Genomic DNA, 22909 nt, shown 5'->3' on the forward strand with positions numbered 1-22909 from the left:
GCAAGATGAACAATCTGTTTGCCAACTTACCCAAGCAGCTTGATGCCGAGCAGTTTGACGCGCTCTTGGCCACGCCGGATCTTAAAATTGAGCGCATTCTGTCCCACGGTCAGGTAACGCCCGAAGGGCAATGGTACGATCAAGCACAGCATGAATGGGTATTGTTGCTGCAAGGCGCCGCCCGGCTGCAGTATGAAGATGGTTCAGAAGTGAGCCTGAACCCGGGGGACTGGCTCAATATCCCCGCTCATGTGCGCCACAGAGTCAGTTGGACCGCCGAGGAGCAAACTACTGTCTGGTTGGCTATTTTTTACTCCTGAGCCGACTGTTCTTGCTTTGCTCTTGCCCTGCAATTCGCTCATATTTTCACAAAAAAGCCGCCTGCTGGCGGCTTTTGGCATTTAAGCTTAGGGCTTACTTGATGGTTTTAACCCCTTCTGGGGTGCCCACCAGGAGCACATCGGCGCCACGGTTGGCGAACAGACCATTGGTCACTACGCCCACTATGGCATTAATCTGCACTTCCAGCTCTTTGGGATTCAGTATCTTCAGGTTATAGACATCCAGAATGACGTTGCCGTTATCTGTTACCACACCTTCACGATAGACAGGATCGCCACCCAGTTTAACCAGCTCACGGGCTACGTAGGAGCGGGCCATGGGGATCACTTCTACCGGCAGCGGGAAGTTGCCCAGCACATCGACTTGCTTGGTGTTATCAACGATACAGATAAACTTGTCGGCCACGGCTGCAACTATCTTTTCCCGGGTCAGCGCGGCGCCGCCACCCTTGATCATGTCCATGTGGCCGTTGATTTCATCGGCGCCATCGACATAGACAGACAGCTTATCTACTGAATTGAGATCAAACACAGGGATCCCCAACTGTTTGAGTTTGGCGGTGGAGGCTTCAGAGCTGGAAACCGCGCCTTCAATATCGGCCTTTATCGTAGCCAGAGCATCGATAAAGTGGTTGACGGTAGAGCCGGTGCCTACGCCAACTATGCTGTCTTTCTCGACATATTCCAGCGCCGCCCAACCGGCCGCTTTCTTCATTTCATCTTGGGTCATAATGCCATCCTGTTGATTCTGACAAATTCACTTGAACTTGCCCTAGTATACTCCGAGTTGTAGTGAAAAGTGCCGCTCAATCTTGTCCTGAAGAATAGTTCTTGAAGAACAACATAGGTTAAGCATTTTTTACTGTGGTGGCATGCGCCCATGCGCTACCATAGCCGGCGGGGGAACGGCCAGGCTGATGTGGCAGTACTGCGCTGAAAAAGTGCACTGGTGCCACTTGAATATGTTGCACACCGAACCTATTAAGAGCGCAAAATTGACCTGGTTTAAGGAGATTTAAATGGCTGGAGCGAGTCTACTGACTCTGTTGGATGATATTGCCACCATCCTGGATGATGTGGCGGTAATGAGTAAGGTTGCCGCCAAGAAAACCGCCGGGGTGTTGGGAGATGATCTGGCGCTTAATGCGCAGCAGGTAACAGGGATCAGCGCCGATCGGGAGCTGCCTGTGGTATGGGCCGTTGCCAAGGGCTCTTTTCGCAACAAACTTATTCTGGTGCCGGCAGCCCTGCTGATCAGCGCCTTTATACCCTGGGCCGTTACACCGCTATTGATGTTCGGTGGTTTGTTTCTCTGTTTTGAAGGCTTTGAAAAACTCTGGCACAAGGCCAGCCATAGCAAGGCTTCTGCCGAAGCAGACGATGAAGCCGTCATCGAAGCTGCCATGAAAGAGGTCGAGGATATTCGCGCCTGGGAGGCACAGAAAGTCAAAGGGGCGATACGTACCGACTTTGTGTTATCGGCGGAAATCATCGCCATCACCTTAGGGATTGTGGCGGAAAAAGCCTTTATGACCCAGTTGGCCACTCTGTCTATCATTGCCGTGGTCATGACTATCGGGGTCTATGGCTTGGTGGCCGGTATCGTTAAGCTGGATGACGCCGGGCTGTATCTCTCAAGGCGTAGAGGCGAAGGTTTTTGGGCCCATAACCTCAGACGCCTGGGACTTGTGCTGGTCAGCGCCGCGCCCAAGCTGATGAAGCTGCTCACCATAGTAGGTACCGCTGCCATGTTTATGGTGGGGGGCGGTATTCTCACTCATGGCCTGCATTGGGTCAGTGAGCAGATAACCCATGTTGCCAACTGGGTAGGCTCTCTGGCTGTGGCCGGCCCTGTGCTGGCAGCGCTGACACCTACCTTGCTCAACGCCCTGTTCGGCATTTTGGCCGGTGCTATCGCCGTGGCCTTGATGAGTATGGTGGCGCGTTTAAGAGGCAAGGGCGAAAGCCACTAAAAAAGCCAAGCTATAGGTTCCGGAATTGTAATAAAAAACGCGGCTCAAGAGCCGCGTTTTTGTGTTAGGTGTGGCTCAGTTAATCACGCCACAGGCCATGCGGGCGCCACCGCCGCCCAGTGGTGCCGGGTGATCTGAATGGTTATCGCCTCCCATGTGGATCATCAGCGCTTTGCCCTTGACGTCGGCCAGTTTCAACCTTGGTGCCAACACAGGTGTGGAAGCCATGCCGTCAGCATCGACATAGAGCGGTGGCAGATCGCCCTTGTGATTGTCATCTGTCCAGGGATAACCGTGCTTGCCGCTGCCATCAGGGTCGAAGTGACCTCCGGCCGCACCGCCCAATACCGTCTTGCCGTCTTTGCTGCTGGTGTCACAACTGCCATTTTGATGCACATGGAAGCCGTGAACGCCGGGTGTGAGTTGCTTAAGATTGGGGGTTAACACCAGGCCGTAGGCAGAATCACTCAGACTGATGCTGCCTATGGGGCTTGGGCCACCTGCCGACAGTAATGAGATGCTGACCTCTTCGGCGGCCAGTTGTGATGCGGCAAACACCAGTGATAAACAACCCGGGATCAGGATGGACTTTTTCATCGCTTGTTCTCTCCTTTGAGTGGAATTCCAAAAACGACAAGGCCGACTCGGCGGCATGATAATGAGCTGCATATATGGCTTTCAGCATAGAAGTCGTTTGGACAGAGTGCCAGCAGGGCGGACGTTATTAACCTGCCCTGAGATTCAAGCCAACGCCATAGGAGGATTTGCCAAGATATTCAGTAACAGCAATAACCGCCAGGAGCCAGGTCTCAGTGTTGCTCCAGCTTCGCCTGCCACAGGGCGCTTTGCTCCATGGAAGTCAGTGAACGGCGGGCGCAGTAAAGGCTGATACCACAGCAAAGCGGCACTATCAGGAGATCCGAGGCATGAAAGCGCAGTAACAACCAGAGTGCCAGGCTATAAAGCAGTAGCGTAATCAGTGGAACCGGCAGCAAAAGCTGCCACTCGAAACACTTCCCCAGCCATCTGGCCCCCAGGCCCACAGCCACCGCCGGCAGCATATACAGCCAAACCAGAGTGCTGTTGCTGCTGGCCATAAATAGAAACAGCCACACAGCAAGAATGGCACCCAGCAAGGCGCCGAGCAGCGCCTTGGGTTGTGACTGTTGCCGGCGCATATTTTGATAGGTTTCCCGCTGCATCTGCTGCTTAACCTTGGCCCGCTGGGCACTGTCTGGTTTATCAAGGCTGCGATACTGACGTGCCATATTTGCTTACTCCGCGACTTCTCAGGCTGACGTTATACCATTTTTTCGGGTCAAGACTCAGCCGTCAAAGTGTTGAAGCTATGCAGCTTGTCCGGGGTAACGATAAAGGGCAGCGGGATATCCCAGGGGGCGAGGGGCAGGGAGTCCACCAACTGCAGGGTATGGGCAAAGCCGACTGCCAGTAATGGCACAGTTCTGTCGCCTTGCTGCGCCGCGGCCAGTGTTCTGTCGTAGAAGCCGCCGCCCATGCCCATACGGTTGCCCTGGGCGTCGAAGGCCACCAATGGCGTGAGGATGAGATCCAGTTCAGCCAAGGGCACCAGAGTGCGGATATCCAGCCTGGGCTCGGGGATACCAAAACGGTTGGCGTGCAGTTCACTGGAGAGTTGATAACGCAGAAACAGTAAACGCCCCGGGGCAAAGGGATGAATGATCGGCAGACAGGTGGTGATTCCCCGTTGCCATAGCGCTTCGATAAGGGGAGCTGTGTCCAGCTCGCCGTCACAGCTAAAGTAGAGGGCGACTGTCTTGATGGCTCTGCCCTGGGCGCTCAGTTCATCGAGCAAGGTTAGAAACTGCTCACAGCCCTTGAGGGCGGCAACATGCTGCTCGGCTTCGGGGATGGCCCTGCGGGCATGGCGAATAGCCTGCCTGAGCGTCTTGCAACGCCCATCACGGGTTTGGCTGCTTGAGTCTGTGTAGGTCATAAAGAGGATGCTCCCCAGAATGTCGATGCCGGTGTAGCCCTTGAACCGTAGGTTCAAGGCGGGTAAATGATTACCTCCTAAGGCTTCTCGGTTCGCGCCGAGCATGCACAATGTCAGTAAAACATTCACCCTGAGATTAAAAATATCGGCACAGGGACATTACCAGCTGTCGCACACCCCAGGGAGCAAATTCTGGGTCGAACCTGTGAGGGTTCGTGCTATTTCAGTTTAATCCTCTCTTGCGCTTCGCTCAACCAATGCGTGCTCAAGAGTGGATTGCAGCAAACGGATCCTATCATCCATTTGGCTCATATAATCTTGATTCTTCCGCTGCTCTTCATAGAGCTCATAGCCTATGTTGAGTGCGGCCATCAAAGCCATTTCCTCGCGGCTGATGGCGTTGGTGCGGGCCTTTATCTTGCCCAGTTGCAGCTCCAATTTCTGCGCCACCGCTTGCAGTGCCTGTTCCTGACCCGGGGGACAGGCGATGGAGTAGGTGCGCCCCAACAGGGTGATATCTATGGCACTGTTACTCATCTTCCGCACGGGATCCTTTTCTTTGGCTCTGTGGCGGAATATATCTAGCTCAGCGTTAAAGTGCAAGACAAGCGCCGCTTTGTTGCATCGGATGCTGTTTCTATGAGCTTCCCTGGCACAAAATCCCGGCAGGAGAGCAGGAGATAAACGGCGAAGCCTGGATGCATTGCCAAATGCACGACCTGGCTCGCAGCTTGGGTAAGATTCCAGTCTTGGTCGCCATCCCTAACTCTGCTAGCATGACGGGGGTAAATTCAATACTTGGACAGCTTTATGGCAACCCCACCCTCATTACGTATCGAAAGCCTGCGCAGTGCGCTCGACAACGCCGACATAGGTCAGCATCCGGTTGAAGTGCATGGCGCCTTGGTGGGCCTGATTTGTGGCGGCGTGTCACAGCAGGAGCAGGCCTGGTATCAGCCCTTGCTCGAGCTGATGAACGACGGCCAGCGACTGCCCGACGAACTGACACAACTGATAACCGAACTTTTTGGTGACACAGTCAATCGACTGCAGGATCCCGACTTTGGCTTCACCCTGCTGCTGCCGGAAGAGGAAGAACCTCTGACTGTGCGGGTAGAGGCGCTCTCGCTCTGGACCCAGAGCTTCCTCACCGGTATCGCCATTATTCAACCGGGTTTGAATCAGGCGTCGGAAGATGTCCGTGAAGTGATCAAAGATCTGGCAGAAATTGCCCAGGTAGAGTTCGATGTTGCCGACGATGACGAATCTGAAAGTGCATATCTCGAGCTGCTGGAGTTTGTTCGGATGGCCGCCATTCTCTGCTATTCAGAGTTCGGCCCCGAGTTGCCTGATCTCGACGCCGAAACACCAGACAATAATACGCTGCATTGACAGGGCGCCCGTTCGCCCTGTCATTTTCTGTGACGGCACCCATTGAGCGTGCCTGAGTAGAGGAAAGATGAACCCGCAAGTTGACGCCCAAGCTGTGAGTCAGGAGTGCACTGAGCTGGATATCGCCATTGTCGGTGGTGCCATGGCCGGTGCCACCCTGGCATTGGGGCTGGCCTCCCTGGCCAGGAAACTCTCCCGTCCGCTGAAAATTGCCGTTATCGAGGCCTTCGATCCCGCCAAGCAACATCCTGGTTTCGATGCCCGCTCCATCGCCATAGCCAATGGCTCAGTGTTTGAACTCAAGCGCCTCGGCATCTGGCCTTTGCTGGCAGACCTAGGCACGGCGATAACCGATATTCATGTCTCGGATCGCGGCCATTTCGGCATGACAGAGCTCAATGCCGAGCAGTTTGCGCTGGACTCCCTCGGCCAGGTGGTGGAACTCGAGCGGGTCGGCCAGAGGCTGTTTAGCGCCATCGGCAACAGTGATATCCAGCTTTATTGCCCGGCGCGTCTCGAGAAGCTGCAAACTTCGGCTGCGGGCCATAGTTTGACCCTCAGTAACGGTCAGCGGCTTTCCTGCCGTTTATTGTTGGCGGCAGATGGGGTTAACTCCTCGGTGCGTGCCCAGCAGCAACAGGCGTTGCAGCAGTTTGAGTTTGGCCAGAGCGCGGTTATCGCCAATATTGCTACCGACAAGCCTCATAATGGCATGGCCTGGGAACGCTTCACCGAGCACGGCCCGCTGGCACTGCTGCCTATGGGTGACAGCGACGGCCAGGCCCGGCTCTCCCTGGTGTGGGCCTTGCCCCATGAAGAGGCCGAGCGGGTGCAGGCTTTGCCGCAGGCCGAGTTTTTGCAGCAGCTGCAACAGGCCTTCGGCTATCGAGCCGGGCGTTTTGTGGCCGTGGGTGAGCGTCACCGTTACCCACTGAGCCTCTCTTACATGCCAAGGCCCATCTATCACCGCACGCTTTATTTGGGCAATGCCGCCCAGACTCTGCACCCGATAGCCGGGCAGGGCTTTAATCTGGGGCTCAGGGATCTGGTCACTGTGCTGGAAACGCTGGAGCCGGTATTGGCCGAAGGCGCTGACCCAGGCGCAGCCCTGGTGCTGCATGCCTATCATGCTGCCCGTGAGCAGGACAGACGCCAGACCATCAACAATATCGAGTTTCTGGTGCGCGGTTTTTCCAACAACTACTGGCCGCTGGTGGCCGGACGTAATTTGGGACTCAGGATCCTCTCCTGGTGTCCACCTCTCAAGACCCCGGTGGCCCACAGAGCCATGGGGTGGCACAGGCAATCGGCTGCTTGTTTGTTTTCCAGGAGTCAGTGACGATGAATTTCCAAAGCTATGATGTGGCCGTGGTTGGCGGCGGTATGGTGGGACTGGCAACGGCCTGCGGTCTGGAACAGGCCGGGCTCAAGGTGGTGGTGATAGATGCCGCCGGTGCTGCGCCGGTCGAGGGCGCGCCGCGCCTGAGGGTCAGTGCCATCAATAAGGCCAGCCAGGCGCTGCTCGAACACTTGGGGGCCTGGGCCTATCTGGATAAGTCCCGCCTCGGGCCATACAGTAAGATGGATGTCTGGGAAAAAGACGGCATGGGGCGCATTCAGTTTGATGCTCAGAGCCAGTGTGAGACTTCCCTTGGCACCATAATCGAAAACGATGCCATTCACTACGCCCTGGCCCAGCGGGCCGCAGAGCTGGAACAGCTGACGCTGCTGGAACATACCCGGCTTGAGCGTATCGCCTTTGGTGAGCGTGAAGCCTGGCTGACGCTGGATAACGGCGATAACCTCAGTGCCGCCCTGGTGGTGGCTGCCGATGGCGCCAACTCCTGGGTTCGTCAACAGTGCCAGATCCCACTGACTTTTTGGGATTACGGCCATCACGCCATAGTCGCCAGTATTCGCACTCAATTGCCCCATGGTGACTGTGCCCGTCAGGTGTTCAGTGCCGATGGCCCGCTGGCGTTTCTGCCGCTTTATGAGAGCGACCTCTGTTCCATCGTCTGGTCGGTGCCGCCGCAAAAGGCCGAAGCCTTACTGGCTTTGGATGATGAGGCCTTCTCCCGGGCGCTGACCGCCGCCTTCGATGGCCGCCTGGGCCTGTGTCAGCTGGAGAGTGAACGCCGGAGTGTTCCGCTGCGGATGCGTTACGCGCGCCATTTCGCCCGCCATCGTTTGCTGCTGGCCGGCGATGCGGCGCACACCATACATCCGTTAGCGGGGCAGGGGGTTAACCTGGGTTTCCTCGATGCCGGCGCCATAGTGGAAACCGTGGCGGCATTGCACGGTGAAGGCAAGGATATCGGCGCCTATGGCGAGCTGCGCGCCCTTGAGCGCTGGCGCAAGGCAGAGGCGATGGAGATGATAGCCGCTATGGAGGGGTTCAAGCGGCTGTTTGCCGGCAGTAATCCTCTGAAGAAGGCGATTCGCGATCTCGGTCTCAACTTGGTGGACAATGTCGCTGGGCTGAAAACTGTGTTCATGCAACAGGCCATGGGACACAAATTCAAGCTGCCGCGTCTGTGCCGTCCTGAATAATCTTCATCCTCGGTTAGCCGTATGTGAAGGGAAACGCCCAAAAACAGTCGCTTTTGGGCGTTTTTTATACTCAAGCTGTGATTTGCTGTAAAAAAATTACAGGCAAACCATGAGAAAAATTAATCTATTGTAGTTCGGATTAGAAAAATCACTTATATACAAATTTGTGACGCAGGGTATAATTTCGCTGCATTTTAACTCAGTGTTGCCCCTGGGTGACACTGTAAAGCCCCGACTAGAAGGGATAACAATGGCTAATAAAACTGTACTCTTTAACAAGCACTTGGAAGCCAATGCCAAGATGGTTGATTTTCATGGTTGGGAGATGCCACTCAACTATGGTTCGCAGATAGAAGAACATCACGCAGTGCGTCAGGACGCCGGTATGTTCGACGTTTCCCATATGACGGTTGTTGATGTTAGCGGCAGCGACGCCAAAGCCTTCCTGCGTAAACTGCTGGCCAACGATATCGCCAAACTCAAGGTCTCCGGCAAGGCGCTGTACAGCGGCATGCTGAACCATGAAGCCGGGGTGATTGACGATCTGATCACTTATTATCTCGATGACACCCATTACCGGGTTGTTGTCAACTCAGCCACCCGCGACAAAGATCTCGCCTGGATTGCCGAGCAGTCCAAGCCCTATGATGTCACAGTGACCGAGCGTCCTGAGCTGGCGATGATTGCCGTGCAGGGCCCTAACGCCAAGGCCAAAACCGCTACTGTGTTCACTGCCGAGCAAAACGCGGCCGTTGAAGGTATGAAGCCTTTCTTCGGTGTGCAGGCGGGCAACCTGTTTGTGGCCACCACAGGCTATACAGGTGAAGAAGGTTACGAAATTACCGTGCCGGCAGAAGAAGCCGAAGCCTTGTGGCAAGCGCTGCTTGAGGCCGGTGTTAAGCCATGTGGCCTGGGCGCACGCGATACGCTGCGCCTGGAAGCCGGGATGAACCTCTATGGTCAGGACATGGACGAAACCGTTAACCCATTGGCTGCCAACATGGGCTGGACCATAGCCTGGGAACCGAGCGACCGTGATTTTATCGGTCGTGAAGCCCTGACCGCCATCAAAGCGGCCGGAGCCGACAAGTTTATCGGTTTGGTGATGGAGCAAAAAGGCGTGCTGCGCCACGGCATGCCGGTATTCTTCACTGACGCCAACGGCCAAGAGCAGGAAGGCGTGATCACCAGTGGTACATTCTCACCGACATTGGGCTATTCTATTGCGATGGCCCGGGTACCGAACTCCATAGGGGATACGGCCGAAGTCGAAATGCGCAAGAAGCGCGTCGCTGTTAAAGTAGTGGCGCCAGGCTTTGTGCGTAACGGTAAACAAGCATTCTAAAACACGGGAAAGGAACAAGAATAATGAGCAATATTCCAAGCGAACTGAAGTACGCTTCTTCTCACGAATGGATCCGTAAGGAAGAAGACGGTAGCTACACAGTCGGTATCACTGAACATGCACAGGAGCTGCTGGGTGATATGGTTTTCGTTGAATTGCCGGAAGTAGGCGACACTGTCAGCGCCTCAGAGGATTGCGCTGTGGCCGAGTCTGTTAAGGCCGCTTCAGATATCTATGCCCCTCTGTCCGGTGAAGTGATTGCCATCAACGAAGCGCTGGAAGACAGCCCTGAGCTGGTCAACAGTGATGCATTCGGTGACGGCTGGTTCTTCCGTATCATGCCTTCTGACCTGTCTGAGCTGGACAACCTGCTGGATGCCGAAGGATATCAGGCTGTCATCGACGAAGAATAAGCGTCGCTGAAAAACGAAGCCCTCCGGGGCTTCGTTTGTTTTACCACTAAATAAAGAGACTGGTACACCGCCTCCCTACGGCAGGATACCGGCGAACATGGAACAAGGTTAATCATGACCAAGCAAACCCTCACTCAGTTAGAGCAGCACGAACTCTTTATCCGTCGTCATATCGGCTCCGACGCCCTGCAGCAGCAAGAGATGCTGAATTATGTTGGCGCCGAGTCACTGGAAGATCTGACGGCGCAGATAGTACCGGAGTCGATTCGTCTGAACCGGGATCTGGCCGTGGGCGAAGCCTGTGGCGAAGCTGAAGGTCTGGCCTATATCAAGGGCCTGGCCAAGCAGAACAAGGTATTCAAGAGCTACATAGGCATGGGCTACTACGGCACTGAAGTGCCTAACGTCATTTTGCGCAATGTGCTGGAAAACCCGGGTTGGTACACGGCTTATACCCCATACCAGCCGGAAATTGCCCAGGGCCGTCTGGAAGCGGTACTGAATTTCCAGCAGATGTCTATGGACCTCTCCGGCCTGGATCTGGCCTCCGCTTCTCTGCTGGACGAAGCCACTGCCGCCGCCGAAGCCATGGCGCTGGCCAAGCGGGTGTCCAAGGCCAAGAAAGCCAATATCTTCTTCGTTGCCGATGACGTATTCCCGCAGACGCTGGATGTGGTCAAGACCCGCGCCGAATGCTTTGGTTTTGAAGTCGTCGTAGGCCCCGCCGAGGAAGCGCTCAATCATGAACTCTTTGGTGCCCTGTTTCAGTACAGCGGCAAGACAGGCGAGCTGAACGATCAGCGTGAACTCTTCGCCAAGCTGCGCGAGCAGAAAGCGGTTGTGGCTGTTGCCGCCGATATCATGTCGCTGGTATTGCTCAAGTCTCCCGGTAGTCTGGGCGCCGATGTGGTCTTTGGCAGCGCGCAGCGCTTCGGCGTGCCTATGGGATATGGTGGCCCGCACGCCGCCTTCTTCGTGACCCGAGATGAGCACAAGCGTTCCATGCCTGGCCGTATCATAGGCGTTTCCAAAGACAGCCGCGGCAACACAGCGCTGCGGATGGCGATGCAAACCCGTGAGCAGCATATCCGCCGCGAAAAGGCCAACTCCAATATCTGTACCGCGCAGATCCTGCTGGCCAACATGGCCTCTTTCTACGCCGTATACCATGGCCCACAAGGGCTGAAGACCATAGCCGAGCGTATTCACCGTCTGACCGACATTCTCGCCGCCGGCCTCAAGGCCAAGGGCGTTGAGCTGGTCAACGCTAGCTGGTTCGACACTCTGACCTTCAAAGTGGCCGACAAAGACGCAGTGCTGGCCCGCGCCATTGCCGCCGAGAGCAACCTGCGTATTGATGCCGAAGGCACTCTGGGTGTCAGTCTGGATGAAACCACGACTGCTGACGATCTGGCTGCCCTGTTCGATATCATTCTTGGCGCCGGTCATGGCCTGGATGTGGCGGCACTGGACGCTGAAATCCTTGCCAAGGGCAGTGAGTCCATCCCTGCGGCGCTGCTGCGTGATGAGGCTATCCTGACGCATCCAACCTTCAACAGCTTCCACAGCGAAACCGAGATGCTGCGCTACATCAAGCGTCTTGAAAACAAAGACCTGGCGCTGAACCACTCGATGATCTCTCTGGGTTCATGCACCATGAAGCTGAACGCTACCGCCGAGATGCTGCCAATCAGCTGGCCGGAATTTGCCAACCTGCATCCTTTCTGCCCGCTGGATCAAGCCAAGGGCTATGAAAAGCTGCTCAATGAGCTGTCTGACTATCTGGTGGAAATCACCGGCTATGACGCCATGTGCCTGCAGCCCAACTCGGGTGCATCCGGCGAATACGCCGGTCTATTGGCTATCAAGAAGTACCATGAATCCCGCGGCGAGGGGCACCGCAATGTCTGTCTGATCCCTCAGTCGGCTCACGGTACCAACCCGGCTTCGGCGCAGATGGCCGGTATGAAGATAGTGGTTGTGGCCTGTGACAAGCGCGGTAACGTGGATATGGAAGATCTGCGCGCCAAGGCGGCCGAAGTGGCGGGCAACCTGTCCTGCATCATGATCACTTATCCTTCCACCCACGGCGTGTATGAAGAAACCGTCTCGGAGATCTGTGAGGTGATCCATCAACACGGCGGCCAGGTGTATCTGGACGGTGCCAACATGAATGCCCAGGTGGGTGTGACCACTCCCGGCTTTATCGGCGCGGACGTTTCCCACCTCAACCTGCACAAGACCTTCGCCATCCCTCATGGCGGCGGTGGTCCAGGCATGGGCCCTATCGGCGTAAAAGCGCATTTGGCTCCTTTCGTTGCCGGTCATACTCTGGTTAAGCCGGGCCGCGAAAGCGACAACAACGGCGCCGTTTCTGCCGCGCCTTACGGCAGCGCCAGCATACTGCCAATCAGCTGGATGTACATCAAGCTGCTGGGCGCCAAGGGTCTGCGTGAATCAACCCAGAACGCCATGCTCAACGCCAACTATGTGATGAAGAAGCTGTCAGAGCACTATCCAGTGCTGTACCGCGGCCGTAATGACCGTGTAGCTCACGAGTGCATTATCGATCTGCGCCCGCTGAAGGAAGCCTCCGGCGTCACCGAAATGGATGTGGCCAAGCGTCTCAACGACTACGGCTTCCACGCTCCGACCATGAGCTTCCCGGTTGCCGGAACCTTGATGATCGAGCCGACCGAGTCTGAGTCCAAGGCCGAGCTGGACAGATTTATCGAAGCCATGGTGGCCATCCGCGGTGAAATCGCCCGGGTCGAAGCCGGTGAATGGCCTGCGGACAATAACCCGCTGCACAATGCGCCACACACGCTAGCCGACATCATGGATCCCACCTTCGACAGCCGTCCATACGATCGCGAACTGGCGGTATTCCCGAATGCCACAGTTAAGGCCAACAAGTTCTGGCCGACCGTGAATCGTATTGATGATGTGTATGGGGATAGGAATTTGTTTTGTGCCTGTGTGCCCATGTCTGATTACGAGTAACATGGCTACTTGGCCTCGATAATACGGCTTCATCCAATCATTTTCGCTGCTCATTTACTCAAGTAAACTGCGCGGCGAAAATGATCGGCTTCATTGTCTTCTCTTCGGCAGTGACGCCATGGTTGCTGCTTGGACTCGCTACTGCGGCGTTAAATCTTGGCGCCAGTGCTCATTGACATCAGTCAACTGCGCGCTGGCGCCATCGATTTGCCTCCGGCTTGGGCTTACACAAAGAGTGCTTCGTCAGCAACGCAATTATGGTTTAGTGGAGCACAGTTAGTTAGGGCTTCATCCAATCATTTTCGCTGCTCATTTACTCAAGTAAACTGCGCGGCGAAGATGATCGGCTTCATTGTCTTCTCTTCGGCAGTGACGCCATTATTGCTGCTTGAGGCTAAGATAATAGGCGAATCTCTGGGTTCGCTTTTTTAATATATTGTATGTGGGCAGCATAAAATGCTGGAACGTTGACCGATTCTGCCGTCATCTTCACAAGTCAAGTTTAAGGCTCTTCCAAGATTGTGTTTATCGGTATTGATGCAACTTTTCTCAAGTACCTTTTGTGTGCAAAAATACCAGAAATCTTATTCTATATACCCATCCCAGAACGCTCTACCTCTCCATGCAACTCTTTCCAGTCAGGACAATACTTGGCGACTAGTTTCCAAAAATTGTTGCTATGGTTTTTTTCTACGGTATGGCATAGCTCATGAAGGATTATGTAATCCATCACCTTATTGGAAAACTCCATGCAACGAGGGTGGAACTCCAGAACATTGTTCTCGGTACAGTTAGCCCAACGTGCATCAAACTTTTTTATGTGGAAAGTTGTGGCTTGCATGCCCGTTTCCTGTTGCCAATAGCGTAAGCGAGAAGCAACTTTCTCTAAGGCTTTTTGTTTGTAGAAAAGCTCCAACGCTGGTTTGAATCGCTCACGGCTGACGAAGTGGCCTTCGGGAGAAAGAATTTTAAAACGGCTTTGGTTAAACTTCACTTCTACCGTCGATAACTCTGGCGCAGGGATCACTTCACAATAGAAAGAGCGACCACGGTAGGGCGCTCGGCTACCCGTGACTATTTCTTCTTTTAAAGGCTGATTTACTTCCGCTAAGCGCTTTTTAATCCACCTTGCTCTATAACGAATCAGCTCACGTTGCTCATCCTCAGAGGCACTTGGACCTTTAAGAAGAACAGTCTTGCCTCGCTCTACAGTAACGTAGTGGTGACTGAGTTTTGAATCGAGCTTAAACTCCCACTCTATTTCAGTTGTACCGTATTGAAAAATTGGCATCTGTTTCTTTCGTCATTAATGAAGCAAAGGATCAGTTGTTCAGCATAATACTGAAAATTTCAGCAGAGTGCTGACGTGCTACCGTCATATCCCAGCCGCCAAGACCACGTAAAATCGTTCTGATTGTTTTTTTGATCTCATTATGAATATCAGTCTGCTTTTTCCATATCGGTGACAACATGACTTCAGCGATATCAGGGTGGCTAAAGATGCCTTTAGTCCATGCCAAAGCTTCTGCTTCCTCTACCTGCTTTTCCAAGTAGTTGAACACGGCTCGCTCTGTTGCTGTTCCCAAACCCATTTCAGATGGCTTTGTATCCTTGTCACGTACACGCTGAGCAAAAAGCTCTAGTTGTTCCAGGAATAGCGCTTGTTCAATACGTCCTTCACGTTCATCTTGAATAAGTTTCTCTAGCTCTTCTTCCAAGTCGCCAAAGAAGGCAGGATCTTTGCCTTTACCTGTCTTAATGGTGTGCTTGAGTTTGTTCTTCATGACCAACGCTGCACTCCCTGCACTTTTTTGTTTGCGGAGTAGATCCATATCCGCAGCATCCAGAATTGAAACTTCACGGTCTAGCAAGCTCTTAACTTCACTTGCTTCTATATGCTCGTCGAGCATATTTTTAAGCAGCTCAGATTCAGATGCGGTGATGCGAACCGTATCAGCACTCTCAGGCATTTTGTTGCGCAGTTGGAGTTTTATCTCATTCAGTACTTTGAAGTAAGGCTGATATTTAGATGCGCGTTCGTCTGGTAACACAATATCTAAGCGGCTATTGAATCCAGCGAGAGCAACCAGGAAGTCTTCAACAATATCTAGGCGAGTATCTGGGTCTAGGTAGAGATCGGCATCCTCTTTGTAAGGTTCAGGTTGTTTCACTGGGTTGTGCTTTTTCGGAAGAATATCCAACACTTTTGTCAAAGCAGATTGAAGGCGCGGTAGCTCGGCTTCGATGTCCGTCCATACTTGATCGGGGTGTACGTCACCCCCATAAACTTTCAGTGCTTCATCTAGGTACTCAACCACACCGAAATAATCGACAATGTAGCCTGCCTTCTTGCCTTTTCGAGTTCGGTTTACACGAGCGATAGCCTGAAGCAAAGTATGTTCTTTTAGCGGTTTATCCAAATATAAAGTGCTGACAATAGGCGCATCCCAACCAGTTAACAGCATGTCAGAAACGATGATTAACCCAATGTTGTTAAACTTGGTTTCTTCTTTGGTATTAGCGGATTCATCACCATAAGGCAGCTTAAATTCATCATTCACCAAGCTTGGGATCTTTTCAGACGGTACGGCTATCGGTGTTTGGCCTTGTTTGAGTTCCCGCTTGATACGCTCTTCGATGGTTTCAAGTTTTGAGGTTGAGCCTGATGCATAATGAGCTTTTTGTTCACTAATACCTGTGCGCTTATCTGTCATACCACCTAGAGAGATAACCACTCGGCTTTCAAAGGTCGGCAGACCTTTGTTTTGACGCTCCTGCATGATTTGGTTCAGTACGTCTTTATAGCGAACGGCCATATCACGCCCGTCACATACCAGCATGGCTTTAAAGCCGCGAGGCTTCACGCTTGATAGAAAATGTTCGACGAGATGGCGAGCATTTTCCTCAATACGCCCGATAGCACCACGACGTTTTTTGAGTAACTCTTGCTTTAGCTTTTTCTTACGGGCTAAAGGCTCATTACCAAATTCATCCTCAAAAGCTTGTTTTAGCTTTCCGTCGCTTCCCCATTGCGCCATACCTTCAAGATATTTAATAGGCAGTGTCGCGCCATCTGCAACCGCCTCGTCGAGGCGGTAGGTATCGATGTATTCTTTACCGCCGAATGTACCCAGGGTTTCTTTATCGTCTTTAAAAAGCGGGGTGCCAGTAAAAGCTATGAACTTCGCATTAGGTAAAGAAGCACGCATAAATGCAGCAAGGAATCCATACTGACTTCGGTGAGCTTCATCAACCATCACGAAGAAGTTTGGCTTGGTACTCAGAACTCGAAAATCAACTTTCTCTTCACTCACGAGTTCCCATTTGGCTTTTTTAGGGGTGCCATTAGCATCAGTTTGGCCGTGAAGAACATTGTTCTCCTTTAAAATCCAGCACTGTTCTTGCTCCGAATCATCCTTTCTCAAAACGCGTCTGACACGACTTTTAGAGCCTGCAATGGAATCCTCATCTTCAGACTCTTTTGCTGCCTGTATCTGCTTACCATCGCTCTCTTGAAACTTTTGAACGGTCGAAGTGAAAATGGTGCCGTAGTCATTGCTGAGCATGGCTTCTAGCCCAGCGACGGAATCTGCTTTAATCGATTCAAGCCCGACATTAGTAAAGGTATTATGGATCTGACGGTCAAGGTCAGTGCGGTCGGTAAGAATCAAAATACTTGGGTTATTGAAACCAGAAATTTCGGCTCGCATTAAACGGGCAAGTAGTGCCATCGTCAGTGATTTACCACTCCCTTGCGTATGCCAAACCACGCCGCCAAGTTCTTGGCCTAATAGCTGTGGGTCTTTACCCTGTAGACGAAGTAGCGTCTTCTCTACGGCACGCCACTGTTGGTAACGTGGCAGCTTCTTGAGCATGACGCCTTTTTCAATTTCATACATAGGGTAGAAACAGACTAAACGCACGAAGCGGGAAGGCTCGAATAATGCCCACAGTAGTTTGTCTTGCTCTGTAGGGGGCTTTCCTAATTGTTTCTCTAATTCGGTAAGAACAATGTTCTCGTCAGGCTTTTTCGGATCAAATTTGTAAGTCAGATAGAACTGTTCTGGCGCATAGATCGCGCCATACTTGGCTTGGCTGCGGTTAATGGCAGCACAGACCATATTAAAGGCAAAGTGTTGCGTAAAAGTGCCTTGGTAGCCATCAATTTGTGCAATGCCTTTGCTTAGCTTAATTGAGCTGTTTTTACACTCAATCAAGCCAAGCGGTAAGCCATTAATGAATAACAATAAATCTGGCTTAAAAAGCTCATCGTTGGCATTTTTGCCAACGTACTGATCCACCACATGGAATAAGTTACCCTCGGCACCCATTTGGTTGATAAAACGGATGCTACGAGGTTGACCATTTTTGTCTTTTTGTTGCAGGTTCGATTGAAACAGAACATGCTTCCAGAACGCATGGTTGGCAAGCATTAAGTCGCTGTTATGCTCAAACCATATGTCTTTGAGCTGTTTGATCGCTTTGCTTGCACCGCTTGGAACCTCGGCTAGCCAAGGGTTAAGGGTGTGTAGTCTGTCAGTTAACACCGACTCTAGAATAACAGGCTCGGTCTTGTGAGCTTGCTCTACATATCGACCTTTAATGTGCTGATAACCAAGAGTTTTTAACCATTCAATCGCTGGGCGTTCTACCCCAACTAGCTCTGGATTCGATGATTCTGCCTGACCTGACATACCTTATCCCTTTATTTATTGTTATTCATTTTTTATTGTTCATTTAAATTACGTTTTTTGCTTTTTAGATGCCTTCGCTTGAAGGCATCATGAAGCAATCGCTAAGCTGCTTCAGTTTCCTCAACAGGAACTCGCCATTCGCCCGTAAGTAGCTTCTGCATCAAGCCTTTTTTAAGTTGTTGGGTTTCGGCTTTTTGTAGTTCGAGAAAATGCTTTTTTCTATCTACTTCATTCAGAATATCTACTATCATTTTTTGTTCATTGATACTTGGCAAGCATACAAGCATAACGTGAAGTCGCTTTCCCTTAACTCCTAACACTGTACTGCCAGTAGCATTTTGGAGTAGCTCTTTTTGAAAATAGGTAGATAGCATAAAGTGTTTCAGGTACCCGCTATCTAGACAAATGTCGTCTTTGGGGCGAAACTTTATAACTCGTTGAGCAATGGCTACATCGGAGCGATCTATTAAGGCAACATTACCTAACGGAGCTTCTGTTGTGAATACAACGTCACCCAGCTTAGGTTTCCCACGACTCATAACGTCATCATATAGCTCTAATGGGATATACTCTTTCGAACATTCATAATCTATAAAGCCATTTTTTATATTTTTAGCAGTTACTAAAAATGTACCGCTTTCGACTTTAGGCGGAGTCTTTCCTCGATAATCAACATAATCAGTAACTTGGTTTAACTTAGACAGTTTCCATGTTTTCGGGATATTGCCATATATGGAATCTTGAAACTCAGTATGCGGTTGCCAGTTTCCATTCTCGTCCTGAACACCGACACCTTCTGAAAACAACTTTTGCATTAAGCTTGTTTTTAGCTTTTCGGTTTCTGCTATCTTTTGTTCGATAAGGTCGATTTTTTTATCAACTGTCGAAAGGATATCTGCAATTTTCTGTTGTTCTTCGATTGTAGGGATAAGAATACTCATCTTCGCAATCATTTCCATTCGCACCGAATCTACAGAACCTTTTGCACTCATTCGTGATACACGCTGAAAAAAGCGATAGCGAAAAAACTGGTAGAAATACCTTCCTAAAACGTGAGGTTTAAAGTTATGGATGTTATAGACACGTTGATGGTAGTGAAATTTCCCATTCACATAGTGATAAATCTTACCAACTCCTACACCATCACCTGATGTCAAAACTCCCTCTCCATCAAACGTATATTTGTTTACTCTTTCAATAGTGTTTGAGCGTACAAAAAAGGGGTATTTACCACCATCTTCTCGGTCTTGAGTATCTCCAGTGCCTGTTTTTATCGATGCAAAGTCTTCGATGTGCTCAACTTTCCATCCATCAGGAATGTTATTAATCTTATTACCAAGCATAATTAACCCTGTTTAATGATGGATGACAATTGTTTAGATAAAGATTGATCAACCTCAGCTAGTTTCGAATCAATATTTGTAAGATTGTTCAGTACATCTTGTATATCTACAATTTCTTCGGGTTCTGAAGTATCTACATATCGACTGATGTTGAGATTAAAGTCATTCTGTTTTATTTCTGCAATATCGACAACGCGTAGATATTTATCAACCGAGACAGAGTCCAGCAACTTAGAAAGTTTATCTTCCGTTTGCTCTCCAGCATCAACCAAAGTTTGTTTCGCTTTGTTGTACTCTGTTGTGATGCGCTTGATATCGCTTTCACGAAGGAAGTTCATCGCCTTACCTTCACCAAACTCGGCGGATGCATCAACGAAAATAACCTTGTTCTTCAGTGCAGCAGGTTTGTTTTTATTAATGATTAAAACCGCAGCCGCGATGCCAGTGTTGAAGAAAAGTGCTGGCGGCAAACCAACTACACCTTCGATCAAGTCGCCTTTAAATTCATCGTTGCCGATAAGCATACCTTTACGAATTTTACCCTCATCACCTTCACGGAACAGTACGCCGTGAGGAACGACAACGCCGATGCGACCGTCATCTTTCGTTGAGGCAACCATGTGCTGAACAAAGGCTAGATCTGCTTTAGTCCTCGGTGCAACGCCAAGGCCAAATCGACCATAAGGATCTTTAAGGTCAGTGCTGTATTTAACATTTCTTTCTTTGCCGTTATCGCCAACTATCTTGCCGCCATTCAATTCCAACGGTTCCCACCAGTTTTTGATTGAAAATGGAGGGTTGGCAATCACACGGTCGAACGTTTGAAGGCCTTCGCCATCTTTATGTAATGGGTTTACGAGAGTATCGCCGCGCTTAATGTCACCATCTAGGTTGTGCAGGAACATGTTGAGTTTGGCAATTGCCCATGTTCCTAGGTTCTTCTCCTGACCGTAAAGTTTACAGTTAGGTTTACCCATGATGGTGCCATTCTCGTAGTTCTCTTTGATGTGACGAGCGGACTCAACCAACATGCCGCCACATCCACAGGTCAAATCGTAAATTTCATGACCTGGTTGTGGGTCAATCAGCTTAACAATAAGTTCTACCACTTCGTGGGGGGTGTAGAACTCGCCACCTTTCTTGCCAGCATCATCAGCAAATTTACCAATCAAATACTCGTATGCATCACCAAGTAGGTCGGCTTTGTAGAGGTTTTTATTGCCCAGCTTGTGTTGGTTAAAGTGGCGGAGCAGGCGAGTAAGTAACTCATTGCTGAGCTTCTCTTTATCACCGAACTGAATGGCGGTAAGCACTTTTTCTAGTGATGGGTTTTGGTGTTCGATTTCAGCAAAGGCTTCATCGATGTACTCACCAATATTTTCCGTTCTTTCGATCAGCTTGTTCCAACGTGCATACACAGGAACGAATTGCTCTGGGTTATCTTCCTGAATGAGTGCCATTGCTTCTTCAGCGTTGCAACCTTCCTCTTCCATCACGGCTTCTACACGCTCGTCAAATACGTCTGAAAGACGTTTTAAAAACAGGAGGCCAAAGATATAGTTTTTGAAGTCTGAGCTATCTACTGTGCCACGCATGATGTTTGCGCTGCCCCAAAGCCATGTTTTTAGCTCTTCAAGGCTGATTTTTTCTACGGCGGTATTGGTTGTCATAAGAATCTCTTAAACGTTCACGGCTCGCTCAGAATCTTGGTTTGAGCGAAGAACAAAATTATGGGCATTATAACGCAATAATAGTCAATTGAGATACTTTGGAGTGCTAACTGTAACAAGCTGTATTTAATAGGAAAACTAGTTTTTGAAGAAGCCGAAAAGAGTTGTCACAACATGGCTGGTTTTGTTTTGTAAAACAAAGGTGACAGAGTCATTAAAGCCGGCAGCTTCATTAGAGCTGTAAAAAGACGACACCCGGTAGAACCTGTAGAACACAGGGGAAAGGTCAGATTGATGATGTCGTCATTGATGGGATGTTTAAGCGGTTCAATATGGCTGCTGTTGTTGTGGCGGATAATGTATCCGGTATCATCAACCTGTCATTAAATAATCCTTGGCTTCAAAGTGCAATCCTTGTGGCGTGTTATGCCGTTCATTGTCGCCAAAGGGTAATAGTTCAGGTGTTTTTATCCAGTATCCCTGCCCGTATCTGCCGTTGAATACTGCTATAGTCTGAGTCCTCCAGGATTTTGGTTATTCCAGCGCGAATAGGGTTCAGGTCAACATAAACCATGCAGGCTAATAGGTTACATTACCCAGCATTAAAAAGGTGATTGAAGAACAATTGTTGTGGTGGTTGACTGGTGGGTTATGAGCTGGTAATGGTGGTGCTAACAAGGAGGTGTAAAGTGAAAAAAATATTTCTCTTACTGGTGGGGATTCTACCATTTTCATCAATGGCTACTCAGAACTATTTGTGCTCAAGTTGTACAAATGATGCTAGTGCACGACAGTTTGCTGTTAAAAATTTTACGCCACGTCTAAATTGTTACCCGGAAGACAGAACTCAACCCATGACACCAGATAATATGATTTGTGGCTCAACGAGAAATAACATAGCCCTGGTCAACCCCAATTCCGGTGTTGTTTATAGTTTCAGTGTAGGGCACGGCTCTGATGGGACAGCTTATAAAGCGACGACTTGGTCTTTTTCTATAACATCAGAACAAAAGGCTCTTTTGTCAGATGCCGGGCTAGCCTATGGAGCCTTAAAAAAATCAGTTTTAGAACAAAATAAAATCCGTCGAGACGAGATTGGTATTATCTCAGCTGGAATTAATCAAGTTGGATTATATGATAGTAAGCAGGGTAGCAGTTCTGGTGTTTCAAGCGAGTGCTCCATAGACACAGCACTCACTGTTATAGTTGACCCAAATAAATTAACAGATATAGAAAATAAATTGAAGTCAGATATAGTTAGCGGTACTCGTCTTTTGGAGGATATTCATGCTGTATTGAGTAAGAATGGTTCGTCAATCGATATAAATGATGTACAAGTAACTCTAAGTAATCGGCTGGGAACAGTAGGTCTTAACTATACAAATAAAGATCCATCCTTATCACTTCAGTTCGGTTTTAGGCAGTCTGAGGGCGGTGGGTTTATGACAGATTATCTTCTATTTGACTTAAGTGTTATTAAAAATGACAACATCGCAGCTACACCAATAATTGATTTAACATTGAATGATCTTTCAGTCGTCGCTGGAGGTTATACTTTAGCACAGTTGAAGGGGAAAAATGGCCCTCTCGTTTTTACTGAACCCTGCATTCTTAGCAAGTTAAAAACACTAGGTGAAAGCGGTGATTTTAAAAACTCATCAGGTGGTCCCTCCAACTTCAGCAATGTTGGTGAAAATACCGGCGAATCTAGTGACGGCGGGTACCAAACTTGTACGGTTTATTTCTATCAGGTAGGTGCTCTAAAATACGTATTTAGAGTTCCAGTTAATGAATGTTAAATCTGATTTTTTATTTAGGCTGGCTTTTATTGCTCATAAGAGCCAGCTATCCCTATCACATTGCTTTAAAAGCTTGGGCTGCTTCTTGTCCATTGAAATAGATGATTTTTACGGAAACTCTCGTTTTCTCCATAACCGCTCCCAGCGTACCATCCGACCCTTTGAACAACCGACTAAGGCCCTTGGTTAAGCTCGCCATTGATGGAGTGTTTAAGCAGTTCAATATGGCCGCGCTTGTCATTGCAGGCACCCGGTAGAATCTGTAGAACGCAGGGGCAGGATTGATGATGTCGTTAGAGTTCAAATTTCCGCTAAGAAAGCATTGCAGAAGGCTGCTTGTAACATTTATCCTGAACCTTACTCAAATGATATCAATGCTTTACATAGCTAAGTATTGAGCAAGGTTTT

General features: G+C 50.2%; 18 protein-coding genes and 1 other RNA gene. 9 read left to right on the forward strand and 10 right to left on the reverse strand.

Going from position 1 to position 22909, the window contains the following annotated elements:
* Nucleotides 1-5 precede the first annotated feature (5 nt).
* Complete coding sequence (locus AYI96_RS02820) at nt 6-320, forward strand: cupin domain-containing protein (protein WP_039034552.1); 315 nt, start codon at nt 6-8, stop codon at nt 318-320.
* Between the two features lie 94 nt (nt 321-414).
* On the opposite strand, the gene rpiA is transcribed toward AYI96_RS02820, so the two are convergent.
* Nucleotides 415-1071, reverse strand: a complete 657-nt coding sequence (gene rpiA / locus AYI96_RS02825; RefSeq protein WP_025008999.1) for a ribose-5-phosphate isomerase RpiA — start codon at nt 1069-1071, stop codon at nt 415-417.
* A gap of 289 nt (nt 1072-1360) precedes the next feature.
* Between rpiA and AYI96_RS02830 the strand changes: the two genes are divergently transcribed.
* Complete coding sequence (locus AYI96_RS02830; protein WP_039034553.1) at nt 1361-2314, forward strand: DUF808 domain-containing protein; 954 nt, start codon at nt 1361-1363, stop codon at nt 2312-2314.
* Between the two features lie 75 nt (nt 2315-2389).
* Here AYI96_RS02830 and sodC read toward each other — a convergent pair whose 3' ends face one another.
* The 5 genes from sodC to zapA form a co-directional block, all read right to left on the reverse strand.
* A complete protein-coding gene (gene sodC / locus AYI96_RS02835; RefSeq protein WP_039034554.1) occupies nt 2390-2911 on the reverse strand; it encodes a superoxide dismutase family protein in 522 nt (173 codons plus the stop codon).
* Between the two features lie 212 nt (nt 2912-3123).
* The gene (locus AYI96_RS02840; RefSeq protein WP_039034555.1) at nt 3124-3582 is read right to left on the reverse strand and encodes a hypothetical protein; all 459 of its coding nucleotides are present in this window, start codon (nt 3580-3582) and stop codon (nt 3124-3126) included.
* A gap of 50 nt (nt 3583-3632) precedes the next feature.
* Nucleotides 3633-4289, reverse strand: coding sequence for a 5-formyltetrahydrofolate cyclo-ligase (locus AYI96_RS02845; protein WP_144360961.1), 657 nt, complete (start codon nt 4287-4289; stop codon nt 3633-3635).
* 7 nt (nt 4290-4296) lie between these two features.
* Nucleotides 4297-4477: non-coding RNA, 6S RNA (gene ssrS / locus AYI96_RS02850), on the reverse strand.
* 40 nt (nt 4478-4517) lie between these two features.
* Nucleotides 4518-4826 (reverse strand): cell division protein ZapA, encoded by a 309-nt coding sequence (zapA, locus tag AYI96_RS02855; protein WP_039034557.1) that lies wholly within the window; start codon nt 4824-4826, stop codon nt 4518-4520.
* A gap of 273 nt (nt 4827-5099) precedes the next feature.
* On the opposite strand from zapA, the gene AYI96_RS02860 reads away from it, so the two are divergent.
* The 6 genes from AYI96_RS02860 to gcvP all read left to right on the forward strand — a co-directional run bounded on the left by AYI96_RS02860 (nt 5100) and on the right by gcvP (nt 12995).
* A complete protein-coding gene (locus AYI96_RS02860; protein ID WP_039034573.1) occupies nt 5100-5681 on the forward strand; it encodes a UPF0149 family protein in 582 nt (193 codons plus the stop codon).
* 67 nt (nt 5682-5748) lie between these two features.
* A complete protein-coding gene (gene ubiH / locus AYI96_RS02865; RefSeq protein WP_144360962.1) occupies nt 5749-7020 on the forward strand; it encodes a 2-octaprenyl-6-methoxyphenyl hydroxylase in 1272 nt (423 codons plus the stop codon).
* Between the two features lie 2 nt (nt 7021-7022).
* Nucleotides 7023-8234, forward strand: a complete 1212-nt coding sequence (locus AYI96_RS02870; RefSeq protein ID WP_039034558.1) for an FAD-dependent monooxygenase — start codon at nt 7023-7025, stop codon at nt 8232-8234.
* 250 nt (nt 8235-8484) lie between these two features.
* Nucleotides 8485-9579, forward strand: coding sequence for a glycine cleavage system aminomethyltransferase GcvT (gene gcvT, locus AYI96_RS02875; protein WP_144360963.1), 1095 nt, complete (start codon nt 8485-8487; stop codon nt 9577-9579).
* Between the two features lie 23 nt (nt 9580-9602).
* Nucleotides 9603-9992 (forward strand): glycine cleavage system protein GcvH, encoded by a 390-nt coding sequence (gene gcvH, locus AYI96_RS02880; RefSeq protein WP_025009008.1) that lies wholly within the window; start codon nt 9603-9605, stop codon nt 9990-9992.
* A 114-nt stretch (nt 9993-10106) separates the two neighbouring features.
* A complete protein-coding gene (gene gcvP, locus AYI96_RS02885) occupies nt 10107-12995 on the forward strand; it encodes an aminomethyl-transferring glycine dehydrogenase (protein WP_144360964.1) in 2889 nt (962 codons plus the stop codon).
* 589 nt (nt 12996-13584) lie between these two features.
* Here the strand turns inward: gcvP and AYI96_RS02890 are convergent.
* The 4 genes from AYI96_RS02890 to AYI96_RS02905 form a co-directional block, all read right to left on the reverse strand.
* Nucleotides 13585-14286 (reverse strand): M48 family metallopeptidase, encoded by a 702-nt coding sequence (locus tag AYI96_RS02890; RefSeq protein WP_144360965.1) that lies wholly within the window; start codon nt 14284-14286, stop codon nt 13585-13587.
* A gap of 31 nt (nt 14287-14317) precedes the next feature.
* On the reverse strand, nt 14318-17689 hold the full coding sequence (locus AYI96_RS02895; protein WP_144360966.1) for a type I restriction endonuclease subunit R: 3372 nt from the start codon (nt 17687-17689) through the stop codon (nt 14318-14320).
* 101 nt (nt 17690-17790) lie between these two features.
* Nucleotides 17791-19032, reverse strand: coding sequence for a restriction endonuclease subunit S (locus tag AYI96_RS02900; protein ID WP_144360967.1), 1242 nt, complete (start codon nt 19030-19032; stop codon nt 17791-17793).
* 2 nt (nt 19033-19034) lie between these two features.
* A complete protein-coding gene (locus AYI96_RS02905) occupies nt 19035-20702 on the reverse strand; it encodes a type I restriction-modification system subunit M (RefSeq protein WP_144360968.1) in 1668 nt (555 codons plus the stop codon).
* Nucleotides 20703-21391: 689 nt separating this feature from the next.
* On the opposite strand from AYI96_RS02905, the gene AYI96_RS02915 reads away from it, so the two are divergent.
* Nucleotides 21392-22501, forward strand: a complete 1110-nt coding sequence (locus tag AYI96_RS02915) for a hypothetical protein (RefSeq protein WP_144360969.1) — start codon at nt 21392-21394, stop codon at nt 22499-22501.
* The last annotated feature ends 408 nt before the right edge of the window (nt 22502-22909 follow it).

This window comes from Shewanella sp. MSW (assembly GCF_007636515.1).
GTDB classification, from domain to species: domain Bacteria; phylum Pseudomonadota; class Gammaproteobacteria; order Enterobacterales; family Shewanellaceae; genus Shewanella; species Shewanella indica.

Coding starts and splice junctions, on each gene's coding strand:
- AYI96_RS02895 (WP_144360966.1), bottom strand. CDS start 17,689: ATGTCAGGTCAGGCAGAATCATCGAATCCAGAGCTAGTTGGGGTAGAA.
- rpiA (WP_025008999.1), bottom strand. CDS start 1,071: ATGACCCAAGATGAAATGAAGAAAGCGGCCGGTTGGGCGGCGCTGGAA.
- AYI96_RS02890 (WP_144360965.1), bottom strand. CDS start 14,286: ATGCCAATTTTTCAATACGGTACAACTGAAATAGAGTGGGAGTTTAAG.
- gcvP (WP_144360964.1), top strand. CDS start 10,107: ATGACCAAGCAAACCCTCACTCAGTTAGAGCAGCACGAACTCTTTATC.
- gcvH (WP_025009008.1), top strand. CDS start 9,603: ATGAGCAATATTCCAAGCGAACTGAAGTACGCTTCTTCTCACGAATGG.
- AYI96_RS02860 (WP_039034573.1), top strand. CDS start 5,100: ATGGCAACCCCACCCTCATTACGTATCGAAAGCCTGCGCAGTGCGCTC.
- AYI96_RS02845 (WP_144360961.1), bottom strand. CDS start 4,289: ATGACCTACACAGACTCAAGCAGCCAAACCCGTGATGGGCGTTGCAAG.
- zapA (WP_039034557.1), bottom strand. CDS start 4,826: ATGAGTAACAGTGCCATAGATATCACCCTGTTGGGGCGCACCTACTCC.
- AYI96_RS02820 (WP_039034552.1), top strand. CDS start 6: ATGAACAATCTGTTTGCCAACTTACCCAAGCAGCTTGATGCCGAGCAG.
- ubiH (WP_144360962.1), top strand. CDS start 5,749: ATGAACCCGCAAGTTGACGCCCAAGCTGTGAGTCAGGAGTGCACTGAG.
- AYI96_RS02900 (WP_144360967.1), bottom strand. CDS start 19,032: ATGCTTGGTAATAAGATTAATAACATTCCTGATGGATGGAAAGTTGAG.
- AYI96_RS02830 (WP_039034553.1), top strand. CDS start 1,361: ATGGCTGGAGCGAGTCTACTGACTCTGTTGGATGATATTGCCACCATC.
- AYI96_RS02905 (WP_144360968.1), bottom strand. CDS start 20,702: ATGACAACCAATACCGCCGTAGAAAAAATCAGCCTTGAAGAGCTAAAA.
- AYI96_RS02840 (WP_039034555.1), bottom strand. CDS start 3,582: ATGGCACGTCAGTATCGCAGCCTTGATAAACCAGACAGTGCCCAGCGG.
- AYI96_RS02870 (WP_039034558.1), top strand. CDS start 7,023: ATGAATTTCCAAAGCTATGATGTGGCCGTGGTTGGCGGCGGTATGGTG.
- gcvT (WP_144360963.1), top strand. CDS start 8,485: ATGGCTAATAAAACTGTACTCTTTAACAAGCACTTGGAAGCCAATGCC.
- sodC (WP_039034554.1), bottom strand. CDS start 2,911: ATGAAAAAGTCCATCCTGATCCCGGGTTGTTTATCACTGGTGTTTGCC.